Below are 21,040 nucleotides of genomic sequence, written 5' to 3' on the forward strand. Positions count from 1 at the left end.
AGCCGTGAGGCCCTGCCCGGCCGCCGTCCCGCCCACGAACGGAGTCCTCTCATGTCCCCCACTCCCCCGCCGCGCATCGCCGTCGTCGGCGCCGGCCCCGGCGGCCTGGCCTGTGCCCGCATCCTGGCCCGGCACGGCATCACCGCCACCGTCTACGACCGTGACGCGGGACCCGACGCGCGCGACCAGGGCGGCAGCCTCGACCTGCACGCCGACAACGGCCAGCTCGCCCTGCGGGAGGCCGGGCTGCTGGAGGAGTTCTTCCGGCTGGCCCGCCCCGAAGGGCAGGAGATACGGCAGCTCGATCCCTCCGGCGCGGTCCTGTTCCACCACGTGCCCGGGCCGGACGAGCGGTTCAAGCCGGAGATCGACCGCCGTCTGCTGCGCGATGTGCTGCTGACATCGCTGCCGGCCGGCACCGTGCGCTGGGGGCACACCCTGCGGGCCGTCACCGGGCCCGCCGACGGCCCGCGGCGGCTGCACTTCGCCGACGGCGCCACCGTGGAATGCGACCTCGTGATCGGCGCCGACGGCGCCTGGTCCACCGTCCGCCGCGCCGTCTCCGACGCCACGCCCCGCTACACCGGCGTCAGCTTCCTGGAGGCGTGGTTCCACGACGTCACCACGCGCCACCCCGGTGTCGCCGACCTCGTGGGACAGGGCAGCGCCGCAGCCGCCGACGGCGAGCGCGGCCTGTTCGCGCAGCGCAACGGCGGCGACCACATCCGCGTCTACATCATCCAGCGCGCCCCCGCCGACTGGATCACCGCCGCCGGCCTCGACCCGCGCGACACCGACCAGGTCCGTGCCCTGCTGCTGGAACGCTTCCGCGACTGGTCACCCCGTATGCGGCGGCTGATCGGTGACAACGACGGCCCCTACGTCGACCGCCCCATCCACGCCCTGCCCGCTGGCCACACCTGGCAGCACAGCCCCTCCGTCACCCTCCTCGGGGACGCCGCCCACCTCATGCCGCCGCTCGGCGTCGGCGTCAATCTCGCCCTGCTCGACGCCTGCGAACTCGCCCTCGCCCTCGCCCGCCACGACACCGTCGGGCAGGCCGTCCGCGCCTACGAGGACACCATGCTCCCCCGCTCCGCCGAGACCTCCCGGCTCCTCGACGGCGCCGTGCACGACCTCGTCTCCACCGAGCTGCCCGACTTCGCCGCCGCCGACGCGCGGTGACTTCCCGCGTGACGCGGCATCCGGCCGGCGCCCCCGGGCTCCGGCCGGATGCCGGGTCCGGTCCTCCGCGCTCGGCCGGCGTCGCCCGCCGGCCGCGTGGGCGGTGACCGGAACCGGCCGCGCGGGACGGCTGCGACTCAGGTCGAGCGGCTGTCGACCGGCCCCTCTCGGACTCATTGAAACCGTTCAATTCCCGCACCGGATCCCGCCCCGGGCCGCCTGCCGGCCCCCCGACCGAGGGCGCCTCCCCACCCCTCCCCCTCGCGCCGCACGGACGCCACTTCCTTCAACACCCGCGCTCTGCAAGCGCTTACCCGCCCCCGCCCGCCCATTTCGCCGCGTCCTCCTCATTGACCCCACCCGCCCACGCCTCTACGGTGGCCACGCTCACCGCATGTGAAACGATTCAATTCCTACCGTGCGAGGTGGCGTAGTGATCAGTCGCAGAAACGTCCTGGCGAGCACGGCGGCCGTGGTGGCCGCCGCGGCCTCCGGAGCCGGGCAGGCGCAGGCCGTGCCCGTGTCCCCCACCACCGCGCGGGCGGGCGGCCGGGCCGCGCCCGTGGAGATCACCTCCCCCACCGTCGAGTACGCCCGTCAGCCGCTGGGCCTGGACGAGCCGCGTCCGCGGTTCAGCTGGCCCATGGCCTCCGACGAGCCGGGGCTGCGGCAGAGCGCCTACCAGCTGCGGGTGGCCACCAGTGCCTCCGCGCTGGCGCGGCCCGACGTCTGGGACAGCGGCCGGGTGGCGTCCGAGGAGTCGGTCCTCGTGCCGTACGAGGGGCCCGAACTGCGGCCGAGGACACGGTACTTCTGGGCCGTGCGGGTCTGGGACGGCCAGGGCCGGGTCTCGAGGTGGAGCGAGCCCGAGTGGTGGGAGACCGGCCTGATGGGCGCCGGGCAGTGGGCCGCGCGGTGGATCTCCGCCCCCGCCGAACTGACCGACGCGCCGTCCTTCGAGGGCGGTCACTGGATCTGGTTCCCCGAGGGCGACCCGGCGAGCAGCGCCCCGGCCGCCACCCGCTGGTTCCGCCGCACCGCGGACCTGCCCCCGGCGGTCGTCTCGGCCACGCTGGTGATCACCGCGGACAACGCCTACTCCGTGTCCGTCAACGGCCGCGAGGTGGCCCGCACCGACCTGGCCACGGACAACCAGGACTGGCGGCGGCCCGCCGTCGTGGACGTCCTGGAGCAGGTGACGTCCGGGAGCAACGTGATCGCGGTCGAGGCGGTCAACGGCACCGAGGGGCCGGCCGGTCTGCTCGCCGTCCTCGTCGTGCGGACGGCCCTCGGCGAGCGGCGGATCGTGACGGACGCCGCCTGGAGGGTCACCGACCGGGAGCCGGCCGGTGAGTGGCGCGGCGCCGGTTTCGACGACTCCGGATGGGCGGCCGCGCGGGAGGCGGCGCCGTGGGGGGCGGGCCCGTGGGGGACGGTCACGCCCGCGCCGCACGCGGTGGCCCGGCTGCGCCGTGAGTTCTCCCTGCGGCGGGCGAAGGTGCGGCGGGCGCGGCTGTACGTCACCGCGCTCGGGCTCTACGAGGCGCATCTCAACGGTGTCCGCGTGGGCCGCGACCAGCTCGCCCCCGGGTGGACGGACTACCGCACGCGGGTGCAGTACCAGACGCACGACGTCACGGAGTTGGTGCGTTCCGGCGGCGGGAACGCTCTCGGGGTGCATCTCGCCCCGGGCTGGTACGCGGGCAACGTCGGCATGTTCGGCCCGCACCAGTACGGTCGGCGCCCGGCGCTGCTGGCGCAGTTGGAGGTCGACTACGCCGACGGGACGGTGCAGCGCGTCGTGTCGGACACGGACTGGTCCGCCTCGTCTGGGCCGGTCGTCGCGGCCGACCTGCTGGACGGCGAGACGTACGACGCCCGCAAGGAGACTCCCGGCTGGGCCCTGCCGGGGTTCGACGACGCGGGATGGCTGCGCGCGGGTGAGGCGGACGGGGTGGTGCCGGAGCGGGTGGTGGCACAGGTCGACGCGCCGGTGCGGGTCACCGAGGAGCTGACGCCGGTGGGTGTCAGCGAGCCCAGGCCCGGGGTGTTCGTCTTCGACCTGGGCCGCAACATGGTCGGTTCCGTGCGGCTGCGGGTGCGGGGCCGGGCGGGCACGGTGGTGCGGCTGCGGCACGCCGAGGTCCTCAACCCGGACGGCACCCTCTACACGGCGAACCTCCGCACCGCGAAGGCGACCGACACGTACGTTCTGAAGGGCGGCGGCAGCGAGACGTACGAGCCGCGTTTCACCTTCCACGGCTTCCGCTACGTCGAGGTCACCGGCTTTCCCGGCACGCCGACCGCGCGGGCGGTCACCGGGCGGGTGATGCACACCGACGCGCCCGCGACGCTCACGTTCGCCACCGACTCGCCGATGCTGAACCGGCTCCACAGCAACATCACCTGGGGGCAGCGGGGGAACTTCCTGTCCGTGCCGACCGACACCCCCGCCCGGGACGAACGCCTCGGCTGGACCGGTGACATCAACGTCTTCGCGCCGACCGCCGCGTACACGATGGAGTCGGCGCGCTTCCTGGCGAAGTGGCTCACCGACCTGCGCGACGCGCAGACGGCGGAGGGCTCCTTCACGCACGTGGCGCCCGACGTCGGGCGTCTCGGTGACGGGGCGGCGGGCTGGGGCGACGCGGGCGTCACCGTGCCCTGGGCGCTGTACCAGGCGTACGGGGATGTGCGGGTGCTGGAGGAGGCGTGGCCGTCGGTGGTGGCGTGGCTGGGCTACCTGGAGAAGCACAGCGACGGTCTGCTGCGGCCGGCGGACGGCTTCGGCGACTGGCTGAACGTCGACGACGAGACACCGAAGGACGTCATCGCCACCGCCTACTTCGCGCACGTCGCGGACCTCGCCGGGCGGATGGCGCGCGAGCTCGGCCGGGACCCGGCGCCCTACGATGACCTGTCCGGGCGGGTGCGGGACGCCTTCCGGCGGGCGTACGTCGACGCCGCGGGCCGGGTGAAGGGCGACACGCAGACCGCGTACGTCCTCGCCCTGTCCATGGGGCTCGTGCCCGACGCGCTCAGGGATGCGGCGGCCGGCCGGCTGGTGGCGCTCATCGAGGCCCGCGACTGGCATCTGTCGACCGGGTTCCTGGGCACGCCGAGGCTGCTTCCCGTGCTCACCGACACCGGGCACACCGACGTCGCCTACCGGCTGCTCACCCGGCGCACCTTCCCGAGCTGGGGCTACCAGATCGAACGCGGCGCGACGACGATGTGGGAGCGGTGGGATTCGCTGCGGCCCGACGGCACCTTCCAGGATCCGGGCATGAACTCCTTCAACCATTACGCCTACGGTTCGGTGGGCGAGTGGATGTATGCGCACATCGCGGGGATCGCGCCGGGCCGGCCGGGTTACCGCGAGGTCGTCGTCCGGCCGCGTCCGGGCGGCGGCATCGACGAGGCGCGGGCGACGCTCAGCTCGGTGCGGGGGCCGGTCTCCACCCGGTGGAGGCGGCGGGGCGGACACTTCGAGCTGACGTGCTCGGTACCGGTGAACACCACCGCGCAGGTGTGGATCCCGGCGTCGGCGACGGACCGGGTCGAGCACACGGGTGCGGCCATGCTGCGGCACGAGGACGGGTGCCAGGTGTTCCGCGTGGGTTCGGGGACGCATCGGTTCGCGGTGTGAAGTGCGGTCGGCCGCGCGGGCGTTCGGGGTCGTCCGCGCGGCCGGGAGGGGGGTGTTCGGTGATCGGTGGCGGGGGCTGTCGGGGCCGGCCGGGCGGCAGGGAGGGGCGGTGCCGGTGGGCGCGACGGACAGCTCCCGCAGGCGTGCGGCCGCGGCGCGGTGGACGGTGTGGGCGCGGGCCCGGCCGTCGTCCGTCGGCCCCTGCTCGTCGGTGGCCCGCGCCGCCTCGCGTGCTCCGGGGAGGGGCCGCCGCGTCCCGGCGGGATTTCTGACGCCGTTGCCGATCACCGTGCCCTGCTCGCCGGTCGTCGTACCGGCGTCTCTCCCCCGCCGCGCGGAGGGCACCGGCGCCGGCGTCCACCCCCGCCCCGCCACCGAGGCGAGACGTATCGTCTTGCCTCGGTGGCGGATGTGGCGTAGTGTCCTGCACATGGGTTCCCTGTGAGATCGCCGGCGCCGACCGCGTAGAGCCGTGCTCCGCCGTCGTCGCGCCTCGCCGCGCAGCCGTCCATCACCTTGTCAGGCCCGGGCTGTCGACCTGTTCGGCCGGGAGGGAACCGATCTTGCACACCGCACAACTCACCCTGCGCAACGTCACCAAGGGCTATCCGGGCCGTACCGTTCTGGACGACGTCTCCTTCACCCTCAAACCCGGCGAGAAGGCCGGGCTGATCGGCGACAACGGCGCCGGCAAGTCCACGCTGCTGCGGCTGATCGCCGGTCAGGAGCGCCCCGACAGCGGGGAGGTGACCGTCGCCACCGCCGGCGGTGTCGGATATCTGCCCCAGTCGGTCCCCCTGCCGCCGTCCGCCACCGTCCAGGACGCCGTCGACCTGGCCCTCGCGGACCTGCGTGCCCTGGAGGCCGGGCTGCACCGGGCCGGGCGGGCGCTCGAGGACGGCGGCGACCCGGCGGCGCTCGCCGCGTACGAGGAGCTCCTCGCCCGCTACGAGGCCCGGGAGGGGTACGACGCCGACCACCGGGTGGACATCGCGCTGCACCACCTCGGCCTGCCGGGGCTGCGCCGCGAACGCCCGCTCGGCACCCTCTCCGGCGGTGAGCGCTCCCGGCTCGCCCTCGCCGGTGTCCTGGCCGGCCGGCCGGAGCTGCTGCTCCTGGACGAGCCGACCAACGACCTTGACGACCGGGCGGTCGAGTGGCTGGAGGCGCAGCTGCGGGCGCACCGCGGCACGGTGCTCGCGGTCACCCACGACCGTGTCTTCCTGGAGCGCCTGACCACCACGATCCTGGAGGCCGAGGAGGGGAAGGTCACCCGCTACGGCGACGGCTACGACGGTTACCGCACCGCGAAGGCGGCCGAACGGCGCCGCCGGATCCAGGAGTACGAGGAGTGGCGCTCGGAGCTGGCCCGCAACGAGCGGCTGGCCGCCGGACACGCCGCCCGCCTCGGCGTCATCCCGCGCAAGGCGCCGCTGGCCAACTTCGGCCACGGCGGTTTCCGGGCCCGCGGCCGGGCGCACGGTGCGATGGCCCGCATCCGCAACGCCCGTGAGCGGGTCCAGCGGCTGACCGCCGAGGCGGTGGCGCCGCCGCCCGAGCCGCTGGCCTTCACGCCCCGCTTGGCGGCGCCCGGGACCGTCCCGGAGGCCGGCGCCGGAGCCGTTCCGGAGGACCTGCCCGCCGCGCACCTGTCGGACGTGCGGGTGGGTGACCGTCTGCGGCTGGGTTCGCTCACCCTCGGCCGCGGCGGGAGGCTTCTCGTCACCGGTCCCAACGGAGCGGGCAAGACCACGCTGCTGAAGGTGCTCGCCGGTGAACTGCGGCCGGACCAGGGCACGGTGCGGGTGCCCGGCCGGGTGGGGCACCTGCGGCAGGAGGAGACGCCGTGGCCGCCCGGCCTGACGCTGGCCGAGGCGTTCGGGCTGGGCCGCGTGGGCTCCCCCGACGAACACGCCGACGCCCTGCTCGCCCTCGGCCTCTTCCGCCCCGCGGACCTGCGCCTGCGCGTGGGCGAGCTGTCCTACGGGCAGCGCCGGCGGGTGGATCTGGCCCGGCTGGTCACGGAACCCGCCGATCTCCTGCTGCTCGACGAGCCGACGAACCACCTGTCGCCGGCGCTGGTCGAGCAACTGGAGGAGGCGCTGAGCGGATACCCGGGGGCGATCGTGCTGGTCACCCACGACCGTTCGCTCCGGGCGCGGTTCGAGGGCGAACGGCTGCATCTGCCGCGGCGGGAGGCGGGAGTCGCGGGCGTCCGGGCAGGCTGACGGCGCACGGTCCGGGCCCCTGCCGTGCGGCAGGGGCCCGGGCGGGTCAGCTGGCGGGCGAAGGCGTCGAGCGTTCGATCAGACCGTGTACGTCCTGGTCGCCGCGCGGGTCCAGGGGCGTGGTGTAGTGGCCCACCGCCCAGAAGGAGCCGGCGTCGTCCGCCGGGGCCAGGTCGTAGAAGGTGTAGGACGGCCACCGCGCGTCGCCGTCGGGAGCCGTCGCCCCGTCCTGCTCGGTCCACGCGGTGCCGTCGTAGTGCCAGAACACCGGGCCCGAGGAGGTCGGTTCGGTCTGGTCACTGCCGGTGACCCACAGTCCGCCGCGGCCGTCGGGGGCGATCGCGTGGACGTAGAGAGCGGACAGGTCACCGGTGACGTCCCGCCACTCGGCGCCGTTCCAGTGGGCGACGGACGGGATCGGCGGGCGGGCGTCGTCATCGGCCCAGCCCGCAACGTAGACGCTGTCCGTCGACTCGACCGCGATCTTCGCGGTGTCCGTACCGGCACGCACCGGTACCTCCTCCAGAAGCGTCCACGTGGTGCCGTCCCAGTGGTAGGTCACCGGGTGGCCTCCGTCGACCGGGTACTTCATGCCGGTGGCGTACGCGTCGTCCGCGGCGAGGGCGTCGATGTCGCGGATGTGCACCTGTTCCGGCAGGGCGAACGTCTGCCAGGCGCCGTCGGCGTAGGTGTAGAGGGCGTCACCGCCCTTGAAGAGGCGCCCGGGCACGGCGTCGAGCGGCACCTCGGGGAAGGAGTCGTCGACGGGGCCCACCGTGGGCACCGTGGTCCAGCGTGTGCCGTCGAAGTGCACGAGTCTCTGGTCCCGGCGCACCGTGCCGTAGGCCCAGACGTCGTCGGCCGCGACGGCGGTCACAGACGACCACTCCCACACGTCGGGAAGCCCCGACGCGGGGTCCTTGCTCCAACGCGTCCCGTCCCAGCGCACGATGACGCCCTGGCCGTCCTTGCTCCCCACCGCCCAGGCCAGGTCGTCGTCCACGGCGGAGACGGACCTCAGGCTGCCGGCCGGGCTCTCGCCGGAGAGGGAGATCTCCCAGTTCGAGGACGTGGGCGCTGCGGTGGCTCCGCCGGCGGCCAGCAGGGTGGAGGCGAGCGCCAGGGAGGCGGCCGCTCCGCGGACGAGGTGCCGTATCTGCATCGGTACGCATCCTTCGGGTCGAGGAACTGTGCGCCGGTCACGGCCTGAGGGGCGCGTGGCGCGCCCGCGCGGCCGGCCGGTCACACACCAAGATCAACCACGACCCTGGAAGGTTGTAGGGCGATGTGAGCGCCCAACTCCTCCAACCGCCGTACCGTTCAGCGCAGTTCGTCGTCGTCCGCCGGGCCGGTCAGGTCGGCGAGGGTCTCGGAGAGGGTGGATGCGGGGGCGGTGGTGGCGGGCGCGGAGGTGCTGGCCGTGAGCGGCGCGGTGGGCGCGGACGGCTCGGCGGTCGCGGTGGCGGTGGCGGTTGTGGCGGGCGCGGGCGGCCAGGTGGGCGCGGTGGTGGCCGTGGTCGGCGCGGCGGCAGCGGCGGTGGCTGGTGCCGCGGACGCGGGCGGCGCGGCGGTCGCGGGCGCGGTGCTGGTCGTGCGGCGGGCGTGGAGGAGGACGCGCAGGGCGCGGGCCGGGGTCAGGCGCAGGACCGGCACGGTCCGGACGGTGAAGCCGTCCTCGTCGGGGACCACGAGGTCCGCCTCGCCGGGCTCGACGCCCGGCGAGGCGGGCGGGGTGCCGCCGGCGGGGTCCCAGAAGGCGACCCGACCCGTGCGGGCCGGGTCGCCCGGTTCGAACACGGCGGCGCAGCACGCCGGTTACGCAGCCTGCCGCGGTGTCATCCACTCCATGCGTTGCGACACCCTCTCCCTCCATGCGCTTGGTTCCGGCCGGTGTGAGCGCGACTGCGCCGGGCGGTCAGAGGTTGTCGCCCCAGCCGCCCTGGATCATGGTCTGGAAGGCCCAGGCGCCGTCCTTGCGGACGAGGACGTCGGCGTAGTCGGTCTCGTAGGCCTGGTCGCCCGCGGTGACGGTGGAGTGGGTGAAAACGACCGCCAGGGAGGCGGAGAGGAAGACCGGGGTGCGGGTGTTGCGGAAGGTGACCTGCTGGCTGTCGTCACCCATGACGTGGGCCATGGTCTCGACGAACCGGCGGCGGTCCCACTGGGCGGACCTGCCGTTGGCCGCCGAGTCGTCGCTGATCACGTTGAGCGGGAACACCGCCTGGTCCGCCATGCGTTCGACGTCGCGCTCGGTGCACAGCGCGTCGTAGTGCTCGAACCAGGCGTCGAGGCTCGCGCGGTCCTCGGCGGTGGGGGTGTAGCCGATCTGGGGCAGGGTCACACGGGCTCCCGGTGAGTGATCCGACTGTTCAAATTTGACTACACCCTAGTCTAGACGGAATTCGGCGGTCTGCCAAAAGGCCGGGGGCGCAGTCCATGGCCGCGACGGGCACGTTGATCCAGAAGATCCACTGCCGGCCGAGGCCGTCGGCGACCGCGCCGCCCACGACCGGTCGAGGGCGACAGCCAGGCCGCTGACGGCGGACCACAGTCCGAGGGCCAGGCTGCGCAGCTGGTCGGGCACCGCCTGCGCCAGCAGTGTCAGGGACAGGGGCATCACGGCCGCGGCGCCGACGCCCTGGGCGGCCCGGCCGGCGATGAGCTCGCCGCTGGTGTCGGCGAAGGCGCAGGCGAGGGAGGCGAGGGTGAAGGCGGCGATGCCGAGGACGAACAGGCGTCGCCTGCCGAGGCGGTCGCCGAGGGCGGCGCCGGTCAGCAGCAGGCAGGCGAAGCTGAGGACGTAGGCGTTGACGAACCACTGCAGGTCGGTCGTGTCGGCCTGGAACTCGGCGGCGAAGGTGCGCAGTGCCGTGGAGACGACCAGGTTGTCGAGGGCGACCATGAACATGGGGACGCTGCACGCGACGATCGACAGCCACAGGGGCGGACGGCCGCGTTCGGCCGCGCAGAGCGGTGCGGTGCGGTGCTCAAGAGGACTCCTCGGGGAGACGGGGCTCGGTGCGGCCTTCGGGAAGGGGGTCCGGCCCGGGGGTGCCCCGGGCCGGAGGTCGTGTCACGGCTCAGGCGTCGCCCGCCGCGTCGGTGCGCGCCTGTTCCGCCAGGCGGCGCCTGGCGTCGTCCCAGGTGATGGGCAGTTTGGTGGTGTCGACTTCCCAGAAGGTGAACGTGGAGGTGCGCATCGTGGAGCGCAGCGACATCATGATGCCGCGGTGCGGTTCGGTCCTGGCGTAGGCGTAGAGGGCGTCGCGGTCCTGCCAGGCGGACAGCGTGTAGAAGACGCGCCGGGCGGGCTGGGCGATCAGTGAGGCGCCGTAGGCGCCGGGGGCCGAGCGGACCTGTTTCCAGGCGGCCAGGGAGCGGAGGAAGAAGCGGGGGACGTCCTTGAGCGTCCGCACTTCGAAGCGGGACGCCATGACGTACGCCGTGCCGTGCGGCGGGGGCGGGTTCGGGACGGTCCAGGGAAGTGTGGGCACCGTGGTCTCGCCTTCTGGAGTGGTGAGTGGCACTATCCATCGTAATCAGATATGGACAGTGGCACTAGCCGTATTCCGATGGACCATGGAAAACAGGACGAGCAGGAAGCGGACCGATGCGCATCTCCGAGCTGAGCCGCCGCAGCGGGGTCTCCATCCCCACGATCAAGTACTACCTGCGGGACGGTCTGCTGCCCGCGGGCCGGCCCACCGCCGCCAACCAGGCCGAGTACGACGAGGACCACGTGCGCCGGCTGCGGCTGATCCGCTCCCTGATCGGGGTCCGCGGGCTGTCCGTGAGCGCCACCAGGGACGTCCTGGCCGCGGTGGACGAACAGCAGGGCGACCTGCATCTGCTGCTCGGGCTGGTGCTCGGCGCGCTGCCCGTGGAGCGGTCCGGCAGACCGCCTCGCCGGGACGACGCCGCGGAACCGGCCGGCGCCGGGGCCGCCGCGGGGGACGCCGGCACCGCTGCGGGGGACGCCGCCGGGGACGTGGCCGCGCTGACCGCCGAGATGGGCTGGAAGACGTCCCCGAACCCGCCCGCCGCGCAGGTGGTCGCCGAGACGCTGGAGACGATGCGGGCGCTCGGGGTGGACTACGACTGGCGCTCCCTCGTCCCGTACGCCGAACTCGCCGACCGGGCGGCGCGGCTCGACCTCGACCAGCTGCGGGACGCGGGCGACCCGCTGCAGCAGGCCGAACGGGCCGTCCTGCTGACCGTGCTGCTGGAGCCCGCGCTGCTGGCCCTGCGGCGGCTCGCGCAGGAGCACCACTCGGCGCTGCGCTTCGGCAACGGCTGACGGCAGGGCTGGAGCCCGGTGGCAGCCGCACCGCACCCGTCCTCGCACGACGACGGGCCCGGTACGGCACGCGCGATGCGCGCCGCGCCGGGCCCGGGCCGGGCCGGGCGGGTCGCCTCAGATGTCGTCCGCCAGGCCGGTCAGGTCGGCGAGGGCCTCGGCCGGGTCGGCGGACGGGGGGCCGGCGGGCCACCACAGGCCGTCGCGGCGGCGGTAGGGGTACCAGCGGCCGTCGCGGCCCAGGCGGAGCTGGAGTCCGCGGCCGGTGAGCGTCCAATGGTTGCCGTCGACGTCGACCGGGGGGAGCTCCTCCGCCTCCCAGGCCGTGGCCAGCGCGGTGCGGGCGCGCGCGGTCTGCTGCTCGGGCGGGGTCCAGGGGTGTTCCAGGACGTCCAGGGCGGCCCGGCCGCCGGTGCGCCACGCGGCGGCGGCCCGGTCCAGGTCCTCGGCGGGGCGGCCGGAGCCGGTGCGGAGCCGCTCCGCCGCACGCGGGTCAGGGTGGGTGGCCGCCAGACGCACCGTGTCCTGCCAGACGTCGAGCGGTTCCGGTGGCTCGGCGCCGAACCCGTGGGCGTAGGCGAGGAGTTCGCGGGCGCGCAGGGCGGCGTCCGCGGCCAGCCGGTCCAGCGGGTCGGCCTCGATGCCGGTCAGCGGCTCCTCGGGGGCGGCGGGCGGTTCGGGCAGCGGCGGCAGGGCGGGCAGCGCGGCGGCGGGGCGGGCGTAGGCCGCGCGCTGAAGGCTGTCGTCGGGCGTCTCGGCCGTCCCGCCGGCGGTCCCGTCCCCGGCCTCCTCGTCGTACGGCTCGCCGTCCTCCTCGTCGTCGCCGGCCAACGCCCGCAGCAGCAAAGCCGACTTGAGTTCCTCCACCGCATCCTCGGCGTCGCGGCCGCGGATCAGGAGCAGCAGCCAGGGGTCGGTGTCCAGCAGCCAGGACAGCTGGTAGGCGAGGGCGGTGGCGTGCGGGCAGGGGTGGTCGAGGGCGTCGCAGTCGCAGTCGGCGTCGAGGTCGCCGTAGCCGGGCAGCATGCGCACCCGGGCGTCCTCGACGGCCTCCAGCAGGTCCTCCGGGAGGTCGCCGGCCAGCAGCGCCTCGGTCTCGGCCGGGCGGTCGGCGGTCTTCTCCCAGAGCAGGTCCCACTCGTCGTCGTCCAGCACGGTCAGCGTCAGCCGCGTGCGGTACGTCTCCTCGCCGCCGTACACCTCGGCGGACACCCGGCCGGGGCTGACCGTGATCGGGCCGATGCGGCCGGTGCGGGCGAAGGAGCGGCCCTTCTTCAGCGGGCCTTCCTCCGGCCAGACGTCTTCCATAGCCTCGGTCCACTGCGCGGCCCAGAAGGACTGGCCGCGGGCGCGGCCGCCCCGGCGTGCCGCGAAGGCGGGGAAGCCCCGTGCGCCACGGCCTCGTGCGCCGCTGCCCTGTGCCTCGCTCATGCCATGCTCCTCAGTTCCACCAGGTTGGCCAGCTCGTCGTTGCTCAGTTCGGTCAGGGCCTGCTCGCCGGAACCGAGGACGGTGTCGGCCAGTTCCTTCTTCGCCTCCAGCAGGGCGGCGATGCGGTCCTCGACGGTGCCCTCGGCGATCAGCCGGTGCACCTGGACGGGCCGGGTCTGGCCGATGCGGTGGGCGCGGTCGGTGGCCTGCGCCTCGACGGCCGGGTTCCACCAGCGGTCGTAGTGCACGACGTGGTCGGCGCGGGTGAGGTTCAGTCCGGTGCCGGCCGCCTTCAGCGACAGCAGGAAGACGGGGAACTCGCCGTCCTGGAAACGCCGTACGAGCTCCTCGCGCCTGGCCACCGGGGTGCCGCCGTGCAGGAGGGCGGCGGGGGTGCCGCGGTCGCGCAGATGGCGTTCGAGGAGGCGGGCCATGGTGACGTACTGGGTGAAGACCAGGGCGGAGCCGCCCTCGGCGGTGATGGTGGCGAGGAGTTCGTCGAGCAGTTCCAGTTTCCCGGAGCGTCCGGTGAGCGGGGCCTGGTCCTCCTTGAGGAACTGGGCGGGGTGGTTGCAGATCTGCTTGAGGCCGGTAAGCAGTTTCAGCACCAGGCCGCTGCGGGCGATGCCGCCCGTGCCGGAGCGGATCTCGCCCATCACCGTCTCCACCTGCTTGCGGTAGAGGGTCTGCTGCTCGGCGGTGAGGCCGACGGGGCGGTCCGTCTCGGTCTTGGGCGGCAGTTCGGGTGCGATGCCCGGGTCGGTCTTGCGGCGGCGCAGCAGGAACGGCCGTACCAGCTCCGCCAGGAGGCGGGCGGTGGGCTGTTCGCCGTCCCCGTCGGAGGCGAGGACGCGTTCGGTCTCGATGGGGGCGATCCAGCGCGTGCGGAAGCGGCGGTGGGTGCCCAGGAGTCCGGGCGTGGTCCAGTCGAGGACGGCCCACAGTTCGGAGAGGCTGTTCTCCACGGGGGTGCCGGTGAGGGCGATGCGGGCACGGGCGCCGATCTGCCGCAAAGCCTTGGCGGTGGAGGAGTGAGGGTTCTTCACGTGCTGGGCCTCGTCGGCGACGACCAGACCCCAGGTGTGCGCGCCGAGCCGGTCGGCGTCCAGGCGCATGGTGCCGTACGTGGTGAGGACGAAGCCCTCGTCGGCGCCGTCCAGGGTGCGGCCGGGGCCGTGGTAGCGGCGTACCGGGGTGCCCGGCGCGAAGCGGCCCACCTCACGCTCCCAGTTGCCCAGCAGGGAGGCGGGGCAGACCACCAGGGTGGGGCCGCGGTCCTCGGGGCGTTCCTGGCGCAGCAGGTGCAGCGAGATCAGCTGGATCGTCTTGCCCAGGCCCATGTCGTCGGCGAGGCAGCCGCCGAGGCCGAGGGAGGTCATGCGGTCCATCCAGCGCAGGCCGCGCAGCTGGTAGTCGCGCAGGGTGGCGGTCAGGCGGGCGGGCTGCTCCACCGGGCCGTCGCCGCCGTCGGGGTCGGCGAGGGCGCGGCGCAGGGCGTCCAGCCAGGCGCTGGACGCCACCCGTACGCGTTCGCCGCCGATGTCGGTGTGGCCGGTGAGGGCGACGGCGAGCGCCTCGATCGCGGTGAGCGGCGGCAGCCTGCGGTCGCGGGCCTTGCGGGCGATGCGTGTGTCGACGAGGATCCAGCGGCCGCGCAGCCTTACGACGGCCCCGCCGGCGGCGACGGCCGCCGCCTCCTCGTCGGTGAGGGGGTCGCCGTCCAGGTCGAGGCGCCAGCGCAGGTCCACGGTGCCGTCGCCGCCGAAGAAGGACCTCAGGTCGGCGGGCGGTTCACGGTCGGCGCCGGCCACCGCGCGGGCCGTGAGCGCCCCGGTGGACGTCTCCGGCCAGGTGACGTCGATGCCGTGCCCGGCCAGCCGGCCCGCCGCGCCGCCCAGCAGTTCCCGCAGTTCCTCGTCGGTCAGGTCCAGGGCGGTGGGCACGGGCAGCAGGCGTTCGAGTGGCTGCCACACGGCCGCGGCGCGGCGGACGGCGAGGACCATGTCGGCCTGGGCGCGCGGTCCGAGGGCGTGGTCGGCGCGGGCGAACAGGTCGTCGGCGTCCAGGGCCAGCGTGGGGTCGGCCAGGCTGTGGGCGCGGAGGATCAGACGCGGGCGGGGCGGCTCCGTGTCCCGCGCGGTGGCGGGGGCGTCGGTGAGTTCGACGCGCAGCGACATCCGTACGCCGGAGTCGAGTCCGGCGGAGATCTCCTCGGCCCAGGCGCGCAGTTGGGGCACGTGCTGAGGTGCGGTCGCGGCGAACGCCGCGCGTCCGGTGGCGAGTTCGGCCGCGGGGGTGCGCGGCAGGGTGTCGGCGACCGCGTCGAGGAAGGCGCGTACGAGCGTGGCCGGGTCGGTGCCGGGGACGGCGACGGCCTCGCCGGGGGCGGCGTCGGCGAGCGCGCGAAGGCGGGCGATGTCGTCCGCGTCGAACGGGCCCGCCCGCCAGGTGTCGTAGCCGGCCGGGGAGACGCCGGGAAGGAGGCGCTCGCGGGCGATCAGATGCAGGGCCAGGGCGGTGACGGCTCCCCAGAAGACGGTGGCGGAGTGGGGGGCGGCGGGGGCCGGCTCGGTCGTGGTGGGCGCCATCGGCCCCGCGGGCGCGGTCGTGGCCGTGCGGCGGGCGTGGAGGAGGGCGGGCAGGGCGTGGGCCGGGGTCAGGCGCAGGACGGGCACGGTCCGGACGGCGAAGCCGTCGCCGTCGGGGACCACGAGGTCCGCCTCACCCGGCTCGCCGCCCGGCGCCGTGGGCGGGGTGCCGCCGGCCGGGTCCCAGAAGGCGATCCGGCCCGTGCGGGCCGGGTCCCCCGGTTCGAACACAGCCGCGCAGCGCGCCAGCGGCGCGGCCTGCCGCGGTGTCATCCACTCCATGCGTTACGACTCTCTCTCCCCATGGTTCCGGACCGCCGCCGCACGTCGCGAGGCGGCGCGGCGTCGGCGGATGCGGGTACACCCCCGCCGATGATCCCTCATGCTCGGCACGGCGTTCCGGGGCCTCACCGAAGGACCGCGCGGCCACCGGGCCGGGTCAGGTTGCGGTGGGCCAGGTCCGCAGGAGGGTGGCGATCTTTCCGGCGGTGCAGGACGGGTCCAGGAGGAGGTCCTTGAGGGCCAGGGCGTTCTCGCGGGTCGGCTTGACGGTGATGCCGGCCGCCTCGAGGTACATGACGCCGGTGGCGGCGGCGACCGCCAGGTTGGAGCGTTCCAGCCAGCGGCAGCGGCCCAGGGTGTGGACCAGGGCGGCAGCCTTGGCGTAGGGGCCGTCGTAGACGGGCTGCTCGAACAGTTCGGCCCGGTGCCGGGCGACCGCGGACACGGGGACGCCGTAGTCGTCGGGGGCCGGGTCGTCCGCGCCGGCGGCTTCGGCCACCTGCAGGATCCAGGGGACGTCGATGTGCAGGTTCATCAGGCGGCGCGAGCTCCCCGCGAGCCCTCCGGCCGCCGGCCGTCGGCTTCGGCTTCGGCTTCGGCTTCGTCGAAGATCGCCTGGTGTTCGGCCAGGAAGCGTGCGGCTGCGTCCACGGCTCGGGCGCGCAGGCCGCTGGCATCGTCCTGCACCAGTCGGGCGAGGTAGTCCCCGACGCTCAGCCCCAGGTCGGCGGCGCGCTTCCGCGCGAGTTCCGCGACGTCCTCGTCCACGCGTGCACCCAGTTGTGTCTTCGCCATGGATGGATGGTAACAGGTGTTACCGATCTCTAGTAGGCGTCGGCCGGGACGTAGGTGCCCCAGACGTCGCGCAGGGTGTTGCAGACCTCGCCGACCGTGGCGCGGGCCCTGAGGGCGTCCTTCATCGGGTAGAGGACGTTGTCCTCGCCCTCGGCGGCCTTCTTCAGCGCGGCCAGCGCGGTGTCGACCGCCTGCTGGTCGCGCTCGGCGCGCAGCTTGGCGAGGCGTTCGGCCTGCTGGGCCTCGATGGCCGGGTCGACGCGGAGCGGCTCGTAGGGCTCCTCCTCGTCGAGCTGGAAGCGGTTGACGCCGACCACGACCCGCTCGCCCGAGTCGGTCTCCTGCGCGATGCGGTAGGCATTGCCCTCGATCTCGGACTTCTGGAAGCCGTGCTCGATGGCGCGGACGGCTCCTCCGAGCTGCTCCGTCTTGTCGATGAGGGCCACGATCTCCGCTTCCAGGTCGTCGGTCATCTTCTCGATGACGTAGGAGCCGGCGAACGGGTCGACCGTGGCGGTCACATCGGTCTCGTAGGCGAGGACCTGCTGCGTGCGCAGGGCGAGCCGGGCGGACTTGTCCGTCGGGAGCGCGATCGCCTCGTCGAAGGAGTTGGTGTGCAGCGACTGCGTGCCGCCCAGCACCGCCGCGAGGCCCTGCACGGCGACGCGCACCAGGTTCACCTCGGGCTGCTGGGCCGTCAGCTGCACCCCGGCCGTCTGCGTGTGGAAGCGCAGCATCAGCGACTTGGGGTTCTTCGCGCCGAACTCCTCCTTCATCACCCGCGCCCAGATCCGGCGGGCCGCACGGAACTTGGCGACCTCCTCCAGGATCGTCGTGCGGGCCACGAAGAAGAACGACAGGCGCGGCGCGAAGTCGTCGACGTCCATCCCGGCCGCGACGGCCGTGCGGACGTACTCGATGCCGTCGGCGAGGGTGAACGCGATCTCCTGCGCCGGCGAGGCGCCCGCCTCCGCCATGTGGTAGCCGGAGATCGAGATCGTGTTCCACTTCGGGATCTCGGCACGGCAGTACTTGAAGATGTCCGCGATCAGCCGCAGCGACGGCTTCGGCGGGAAGATGTACGTGCCGCGCGCGATGTACTCCTTCAGCACGTCGTTCTGGATCGTGCCGGTGAGCTTGTCGGCGGGGACGCCCTGCTCCTCCGCGACGAGTTGGTACAGGAGCAGCAGCAGCGCGGCCGGGGCGTTGATCGTCATCGACGTGGACACCTTGTCCAGCGGGATCCCGCCGAACAGCACCCGCATGTCGTCGATCGAGTCGATCGCCACACCCACCTTGCCGACCTCGCCGTGCGCGATCGGCGCGTCGGAGTCGTGCCCCATCTGCGTCGGCAGGTCGAACGCGACCGACAGACCCATCGTGCCGTTCGCGATCAGCTGCTTGTAGCGGGCGTTCGACTCCGTCGCCGTGCCGAAACCGGCGTACTGGCGCATCGTCCACGGACGGCCCGTGTACATCGACGGATACACACCCCGCGTGTACGGGTACTGCCCGGGCTCACCCAGCTTCTCCGCCGCGTCCCAGTCCGCCAGTGCGCCGGGCCCGTAGACCGGTTTGATGGGCAGTCCGGACTCCGACTCGCGCGCCATGGTGTGCTCCCTCTCCCGCTTCCGCTTCCGCTGTGCCGGGCGTGCCCCCTGCCGGGAGCCTCCCGGGAGGTTACGCACCAGCGGTGGAGGGGTGCTCGTGCGGAGCCGCTCCGGCACCCCCCGAGCATCGGTCGAGGGCGGGACGTCAGGGTCGGGGCCGTGAGCTCCGGTACGGACGGGCGTGAGCCCCCGCGGGGTACACCGCCCGTCGGCGCCCCACCCCCCCCAAGGGCACCGACGGGCCTTCCGCCTGCCCGGCGGCCTGCTGCTCTCCGACGCCCGCGCGGCTTGCGGTGTCGTCCTTCTCTGCGAAGCGGGTGGCGGCCCAGGAGGCGGCATCGAGGGTGACGGTCTCCCCCAAGTCCGCGGCGAGTTCACGGCACCAGCGCCTGAGGTGCTCGTGGTCGCGCCCCCGCGGTCGGCTGCGACGGCGCTGAGGGGCGCGGGCGTTGGCCGGAAGTGGCCCGTCGGCTCGACGGTCGCTCGAGGTGCGGTCTCGTTCCGCCGCACGATCCGGGTCGCCGGGCACCGGCCGCGTCACCGTATGTGCGTGTCAGAGCCACCGCCCTGTGCTGAGACGGGGCGGCAGGCGACTACGTCCCTCCTGCCCCCCACTCGACGGAAGTGCGGTTACCCGTGGCTACCTTCCTGTACAAACTCGGCCGCTTCGCCTTCCGGCGGCGCGGCCTCGTGACCCTGCTGTGGGTGCTGATCGTCGTCGGCGTCGGTGCCGCGGCGTCCTCGGCACCCGCACCGCCGAACGAGCAGTTCTCGATGCCTGGCACCGAGTCGCAGAAGGCGTTCGACCTGCTCGAGGAGAAGTTCCCCGACGCGGGCGCCGACGGCGCCACCGCCCGGGTGGTGATCCAAGCGCCCCGGGGCGCGAAGGCCGCCGACGAGAAGCCGGCGATCGAGACGCTCCTCGCCGAACTCGGTAAGGCGCCCCAAGTGGCGGGCGTCACCGACCCGTTCGCCGCCGGGACCGTCAGCAGCGACGGCCGGACCGCCTACGCCGTGGTGACCTACGAGGTCACCGCGCCCGACCTCACCGCCGAGGCGCACGACGCGCTCGCCGACGCCACCGACCGGGCCCGCGAGGGCGGGCTGACCGTCGAGACCGGCGGTGACGCCGTCCCGATCGAGCAGAACGTCTCCGGCACCGGTGAGCAGATCGGCGTGCTGATCTCGGCCGTCGTCCTGTTCCTCACCTTCGGCTCGGTGATCGCCGCCGGCATGCCGCTGCTCACCGCCCTGATCGGCGTGGGCGTCGGCGTCTCGGGCATCGCCGCGCTGGGCTCCACCCTCGGGCTGTCGGCCACCACGTCGACGCTGGCCATGATGATCGGCCTCGCGGTCGGCATCGACTACGCGCTGTTCATCGTCTCCCGGTACCGGTCCGAGATCGCCGAGGGCCGTACCCCGCAGGAGGCGGCGGGCATCGCCACCGGCACGGCCGGTTCGGCCGTCGTCTTCGCCGGGCTCACCGTCATCATCGCGCTGGGCGGCCTCGCGGTCGTCAACATCCCGATCCTCACCAAGATGGCGCTCGCCGCGGCGGGTACGGTCGCCGTCGCCGTGCTGATCGCGGTCACCTTCGTGCCCGCCCTTCTCGGCTTCGCGCCGCGCCGGGTGGTGCGGCTCGCCGACCGGCACCTCGTACGGACCCGGAAGCCGCTGTCGGCGCGCAAGCTGCGCAGGTCCGAGAAGAAGGCCGCGAAACTGGCCGCGCGCACCAAGCCGAACCTGTCCACCCGCTGGGCCTCCCTCGTGGTGCGCCGCCCGCTCGGTGTGCTGCTCCTCGCGGTGGTCGGCCTCGGCGCGATGGCCCTGCCCGCCACCAAGCTGGAGCTGGGCCTGCCCGGCGAGGGCACGATGGCGGCCGACACCACCCAGCGCAAGGCCTACGACCTGCTGTCCGGCTCCTTCGGGCCCGGCTTCAACGGCCCGCTGACGGTGACCGTCGAGGGCGAGGACGCGGCCGCCGCCGGCGACCGGATCGGCGCCGAGCTGAAGAAGGACGCGGGTGTCGCCTCGGTGTCCCCGGCCACCGCGAACAAGGCCGGTGACACCGCCATCTTCAGCATCGTCCCGAAGTCCGGCCCGACCGAGACCGAGACCGAGGAACTGGTCAAGGACCTCCGCGCGCGGGCAGCGGCGCTGGAGGCGTCCTCGGGCGCCACCGACATCCTGGTGACCGGCCAGACCGCGATGTTCATCGACTTCTCCCGAACCCTGTCCGACGCGCTGCTGCCCTACCTGGGCCTGGTGGTGGGCCTCGCCTTCCTGCTGCTGCTCCTGGTGTTCCGCTCGGTCCTGGTCCCGCTGAAGGCGGCCCTCGGCTTCCTGCTGTCGGTGAGCGCGGCGCTCGGCGCGCTGGTCGCGGTGTTCCAACTGGGCTGGGCCTCGGGCTTCTTCGGCGTGGAACAGACCGGCCCGATCATGACGACGCTGCCGATCTTCATGATCGGTGTGGTCTTCGGCCTCGCCATGGACTACGAGGTCTTCCTGGTCACGCGGATGCGTGAGGCGTACGTCCACGGCGCCTCGGCGAAGGACGCCGTCGTCACCGGCTTCCGGCACAGCGGCCGGGTGGTGGTGGCCGCCGCGATCATCATGATCAGCGTCTTCTCGGGCTTCGTCTTCGAGACCGACGACCTCGTCGCGATGATGGGCTTCGGCCTGGCCGCGGCCGTTCTGTTCGACGCCTTCGTGGTCCGGATGATGATCGTGCCCGCCGTGCACTCGCTGCTCGGCGACGCCGCCTGGTGGCTGCCGCGGTGGCTCGACCGGCTGCTGCCGGACGTGGACGTCGAGGGCGAGAAGCTGCAGCGCAGGCTGCGGTCCGCCGGCCCGGGGGTGCCGGGCGGCCGGACGGACCACGAGCCGGACCTCGTGCACTGACGCTCCCCCCGCCGGCTCTCCCGCCCCTCCCCGCCGGCCGGCCGCTCTCCACCCGCCCGCGACCTCCGGTCGAG

General features: G+C 73.9%; 15 protein-coding genes. 5 read left to right on the forward strand and 10 right to left on the reverse strand.

What is annotated here, in order from left to right; genetic code table 11:
• Positions 1 to 51 precede the first annotated feature (51 nt).
• The 3 genes from ELQ39_RS00335 (at position 52) to ELQ39_RS00345 (ending at position 7,062) form a co-directional block, all read left to right on the forward strand.
• A complete protein-coding gene (locus ELQ39_RS00335) occupies positions 52 to 1,185 on the forward strand; it encodes an FAD-dependent oxidoreductase (protein WP_242590453.1) in 1,134 nt (377 codons plus the stop codon).
• Positions 1,186 to 1,618: 433 nt separating this feature from the next.
• On the forward strand, positions 1,619 to 4,834 hold the full coding sequence (locus ELQ39_RS00340; RefSeq protein WP_242590455.1) for an alpha-L-rhamnosidase: 3,216 nt from the start codon (positions 1,619 to 1,621) through the stop codon (positions 4,832 to 4,834).
• Between the two features lie 563 nt (positions 4,835 to 5,397).
• On the forward strand, positions 5,398 to 7,062 hold the full coding sequence (locus ELQ39_RS00345; protein WP_242590457.1) for a TlrC/CarA/OleB/SrmB family ABC-F type ribosomal protection protein: 1,665 nt from the start codon (positions 5,398 to 5,400) through the stop codon (positions 7,060 to 7,062).
• 46 nt (positions 7,063 to 7,108) lie between these two features.
• On the opposite strand, the gene ELQ39_RS00350 is transcribed toward ELQ39_RS00345, so the two are convergent.
• From ELQ39_RS00350 to ELQ39_RS00370, 5 genes are all read right to left on the reverse strand, one after another.
• Positions 7,109 to 8,224, reverse strand: coding sequence for a hypothetical protein (locus ELQ39_RS00350; RefSeq protein ID WP_242590460.1), 1,116 nt, complete (start codon positions 8,222 to 8,224; stop codon positions 7,109 to 7,111).
• Positions 8,225 to 8,382: 158 nt separating this feature from the next.
• Positions 8,383 to 8,859: a hypothetical protein gene (locus ELQ39_RS00355; RefSeq protein ID WP_242590461.1), complete on the reverse strand. Its 477-nt coding sequence runs from the start codon at positions 8,857 to 8,859 to the stop codon at positions 8,383 to 8,385.
• A gap of 118 nt (positions 8,860 to 8,977) precedes the next feature.
• On the reverse strand, positions 8,978 to 9,403 hold the full coding sequence (locus ELQ39_RS00360; protein ID WP_242590462.1) for a nuclear transport factor 2 family protein: 426 nt from the start codon (positions 9,401 to 9,403) through the stop codon (positions 8,978 to 8,980).
• Positions 9,404 to 9,448: 45 nt separating this feature from the next.
• Entirely contained in the window at positions 9,449 to 9,970 is a 522-nt protein-coding gene (locus tag ELQ39_RS00365) for an MFS transporter (protein WP_242590463.1), read from the reverse strand.
• Between the two features lie 172 nt (positions 9,971 to 10,142).
• Positions 10,143 to 10,556, reverse strand: coding sequence for a DUF3291 domain-containing protein (locus tag ELQ39_RS00370; protein WP_242590464.1), 414 nt, complete (start codon positions 10,554 to 10,556; stop codon positions 10,143 to 10,145).
• Positions 10,557 to 10,672: 116 nt separating this feature from the next.
• Here ELQ39_RS00370 and ELQ39_RS00375 point away from each other — a divergent pair, with 116 nt between their 5' ends.
• Complete coding sequence (locus ELQ39_RS00375; protein ID WP_242590465.1) at positions 10,673 to 11,359, forward strand: MerR family transcriptional regulator; 687 nt, start codon at positions 10,673 to 10,675, stop codon at positions 11,357 to 11,359.
• A gap of 117 nt (positions 11,360 to 11,476) precedes the next feature.
• On the opposite strand, the gene ELQ39_RS00380 is transcribed toward ELQ39_RS00375, so the two are convergent.
• From ELQ39_RS00380 to ELQ39_RS00400, 5 genes are all read right to left on the reverse strand, one after another.
• Complete coding sequence (locus ELQ39_RS00380) at positions 11,477 to 12,790, reverse strand: SWIM zinc finger family protein (protein WP_242590466.1); 1,314 nt, start codon at positions 12,788 to 12,790, stop codon at positions 11,477 to 11,479.
• A complete protein-coding gene (locus ELQ39_RS00385) occupies positions 12,787 to 15,660 on the reverse strand; it encodes an SNF2-related protein (protein ID WP_242590470.1) in 2,874 nt (957 codons plus the stop codon). The genes ELQ39_RS00380 and ELQ39_RS00385 overlap by 4 nt, the downstream gene beginning before the upstream one ends.
• 157 nt (positions 15,661 to 15,817) lie before the next feature.
• Entirely contained in the window at positions 15,818 to 16,195 is a 378-nt protein-coding gene (locus ELQ39_RS00390; protein WP_242590472.1) for a fic family toxin-antitoxin system, toxin component, read from the reverse strand.
• Positions 16,195 to 16,455, reverse strand: coding sequence for a hypothetical protein (locus ELQ39_RS00395; protein WP_242590473.1), 261 nt, complete (start codon positions 16,453 to 16,455; stop codon positions 16,195 to 16,197). Before ELQ39_RS00395 ends, ELQ39_RS00390 begins: the two co-directional genes overlap by 1 nt.
• A 29-nt stretch (positions 16,456 to 16,484) precedes the next feature.
• The gene (locus ELQ39_RS00400) at positions 16,485 to 18,065 is read right to left on the reverse strand and encodes an acyl-CoA mutase large subunit family protein (protein WP_242590475.1); all 1,581 of its coding nucleotides are present in this window, start codon (positions 18,063 to 18,065) and stop codon (positions 16,485 to 16,487) included.
• Positions 18,066 to 18,701: 636 nt separating this feature from the next.
• Here ELQ39_RS00400 and ELQ39_RS00405 point away from each other — a divergent pair.
• Positions 18,702 to 20,966: an MMPL family transporter gene (locus ELQ39_RS00405; RefSeq protein ID WP_242590477.1), complete on the forward strand. Its 2,265-nt coding sequence runs from the start codon at positions 18,702 to 18,704 to the stop codon at positions 20,964 to 20,966.
• The last annotated feature ends 74 nt before the right edge of the window (positions 20,967 to 21,040 follow it).

Source organism: Streptomyces sp. GB4-14 (assembly GCF_022696125.1).
Taxonomy (GTDB): Bacteria; Actinomycetota; Actinomycetes; order Streptomycetales; family Streptomycetaceae; genus Streptomyces; species Streptomyces werraensis.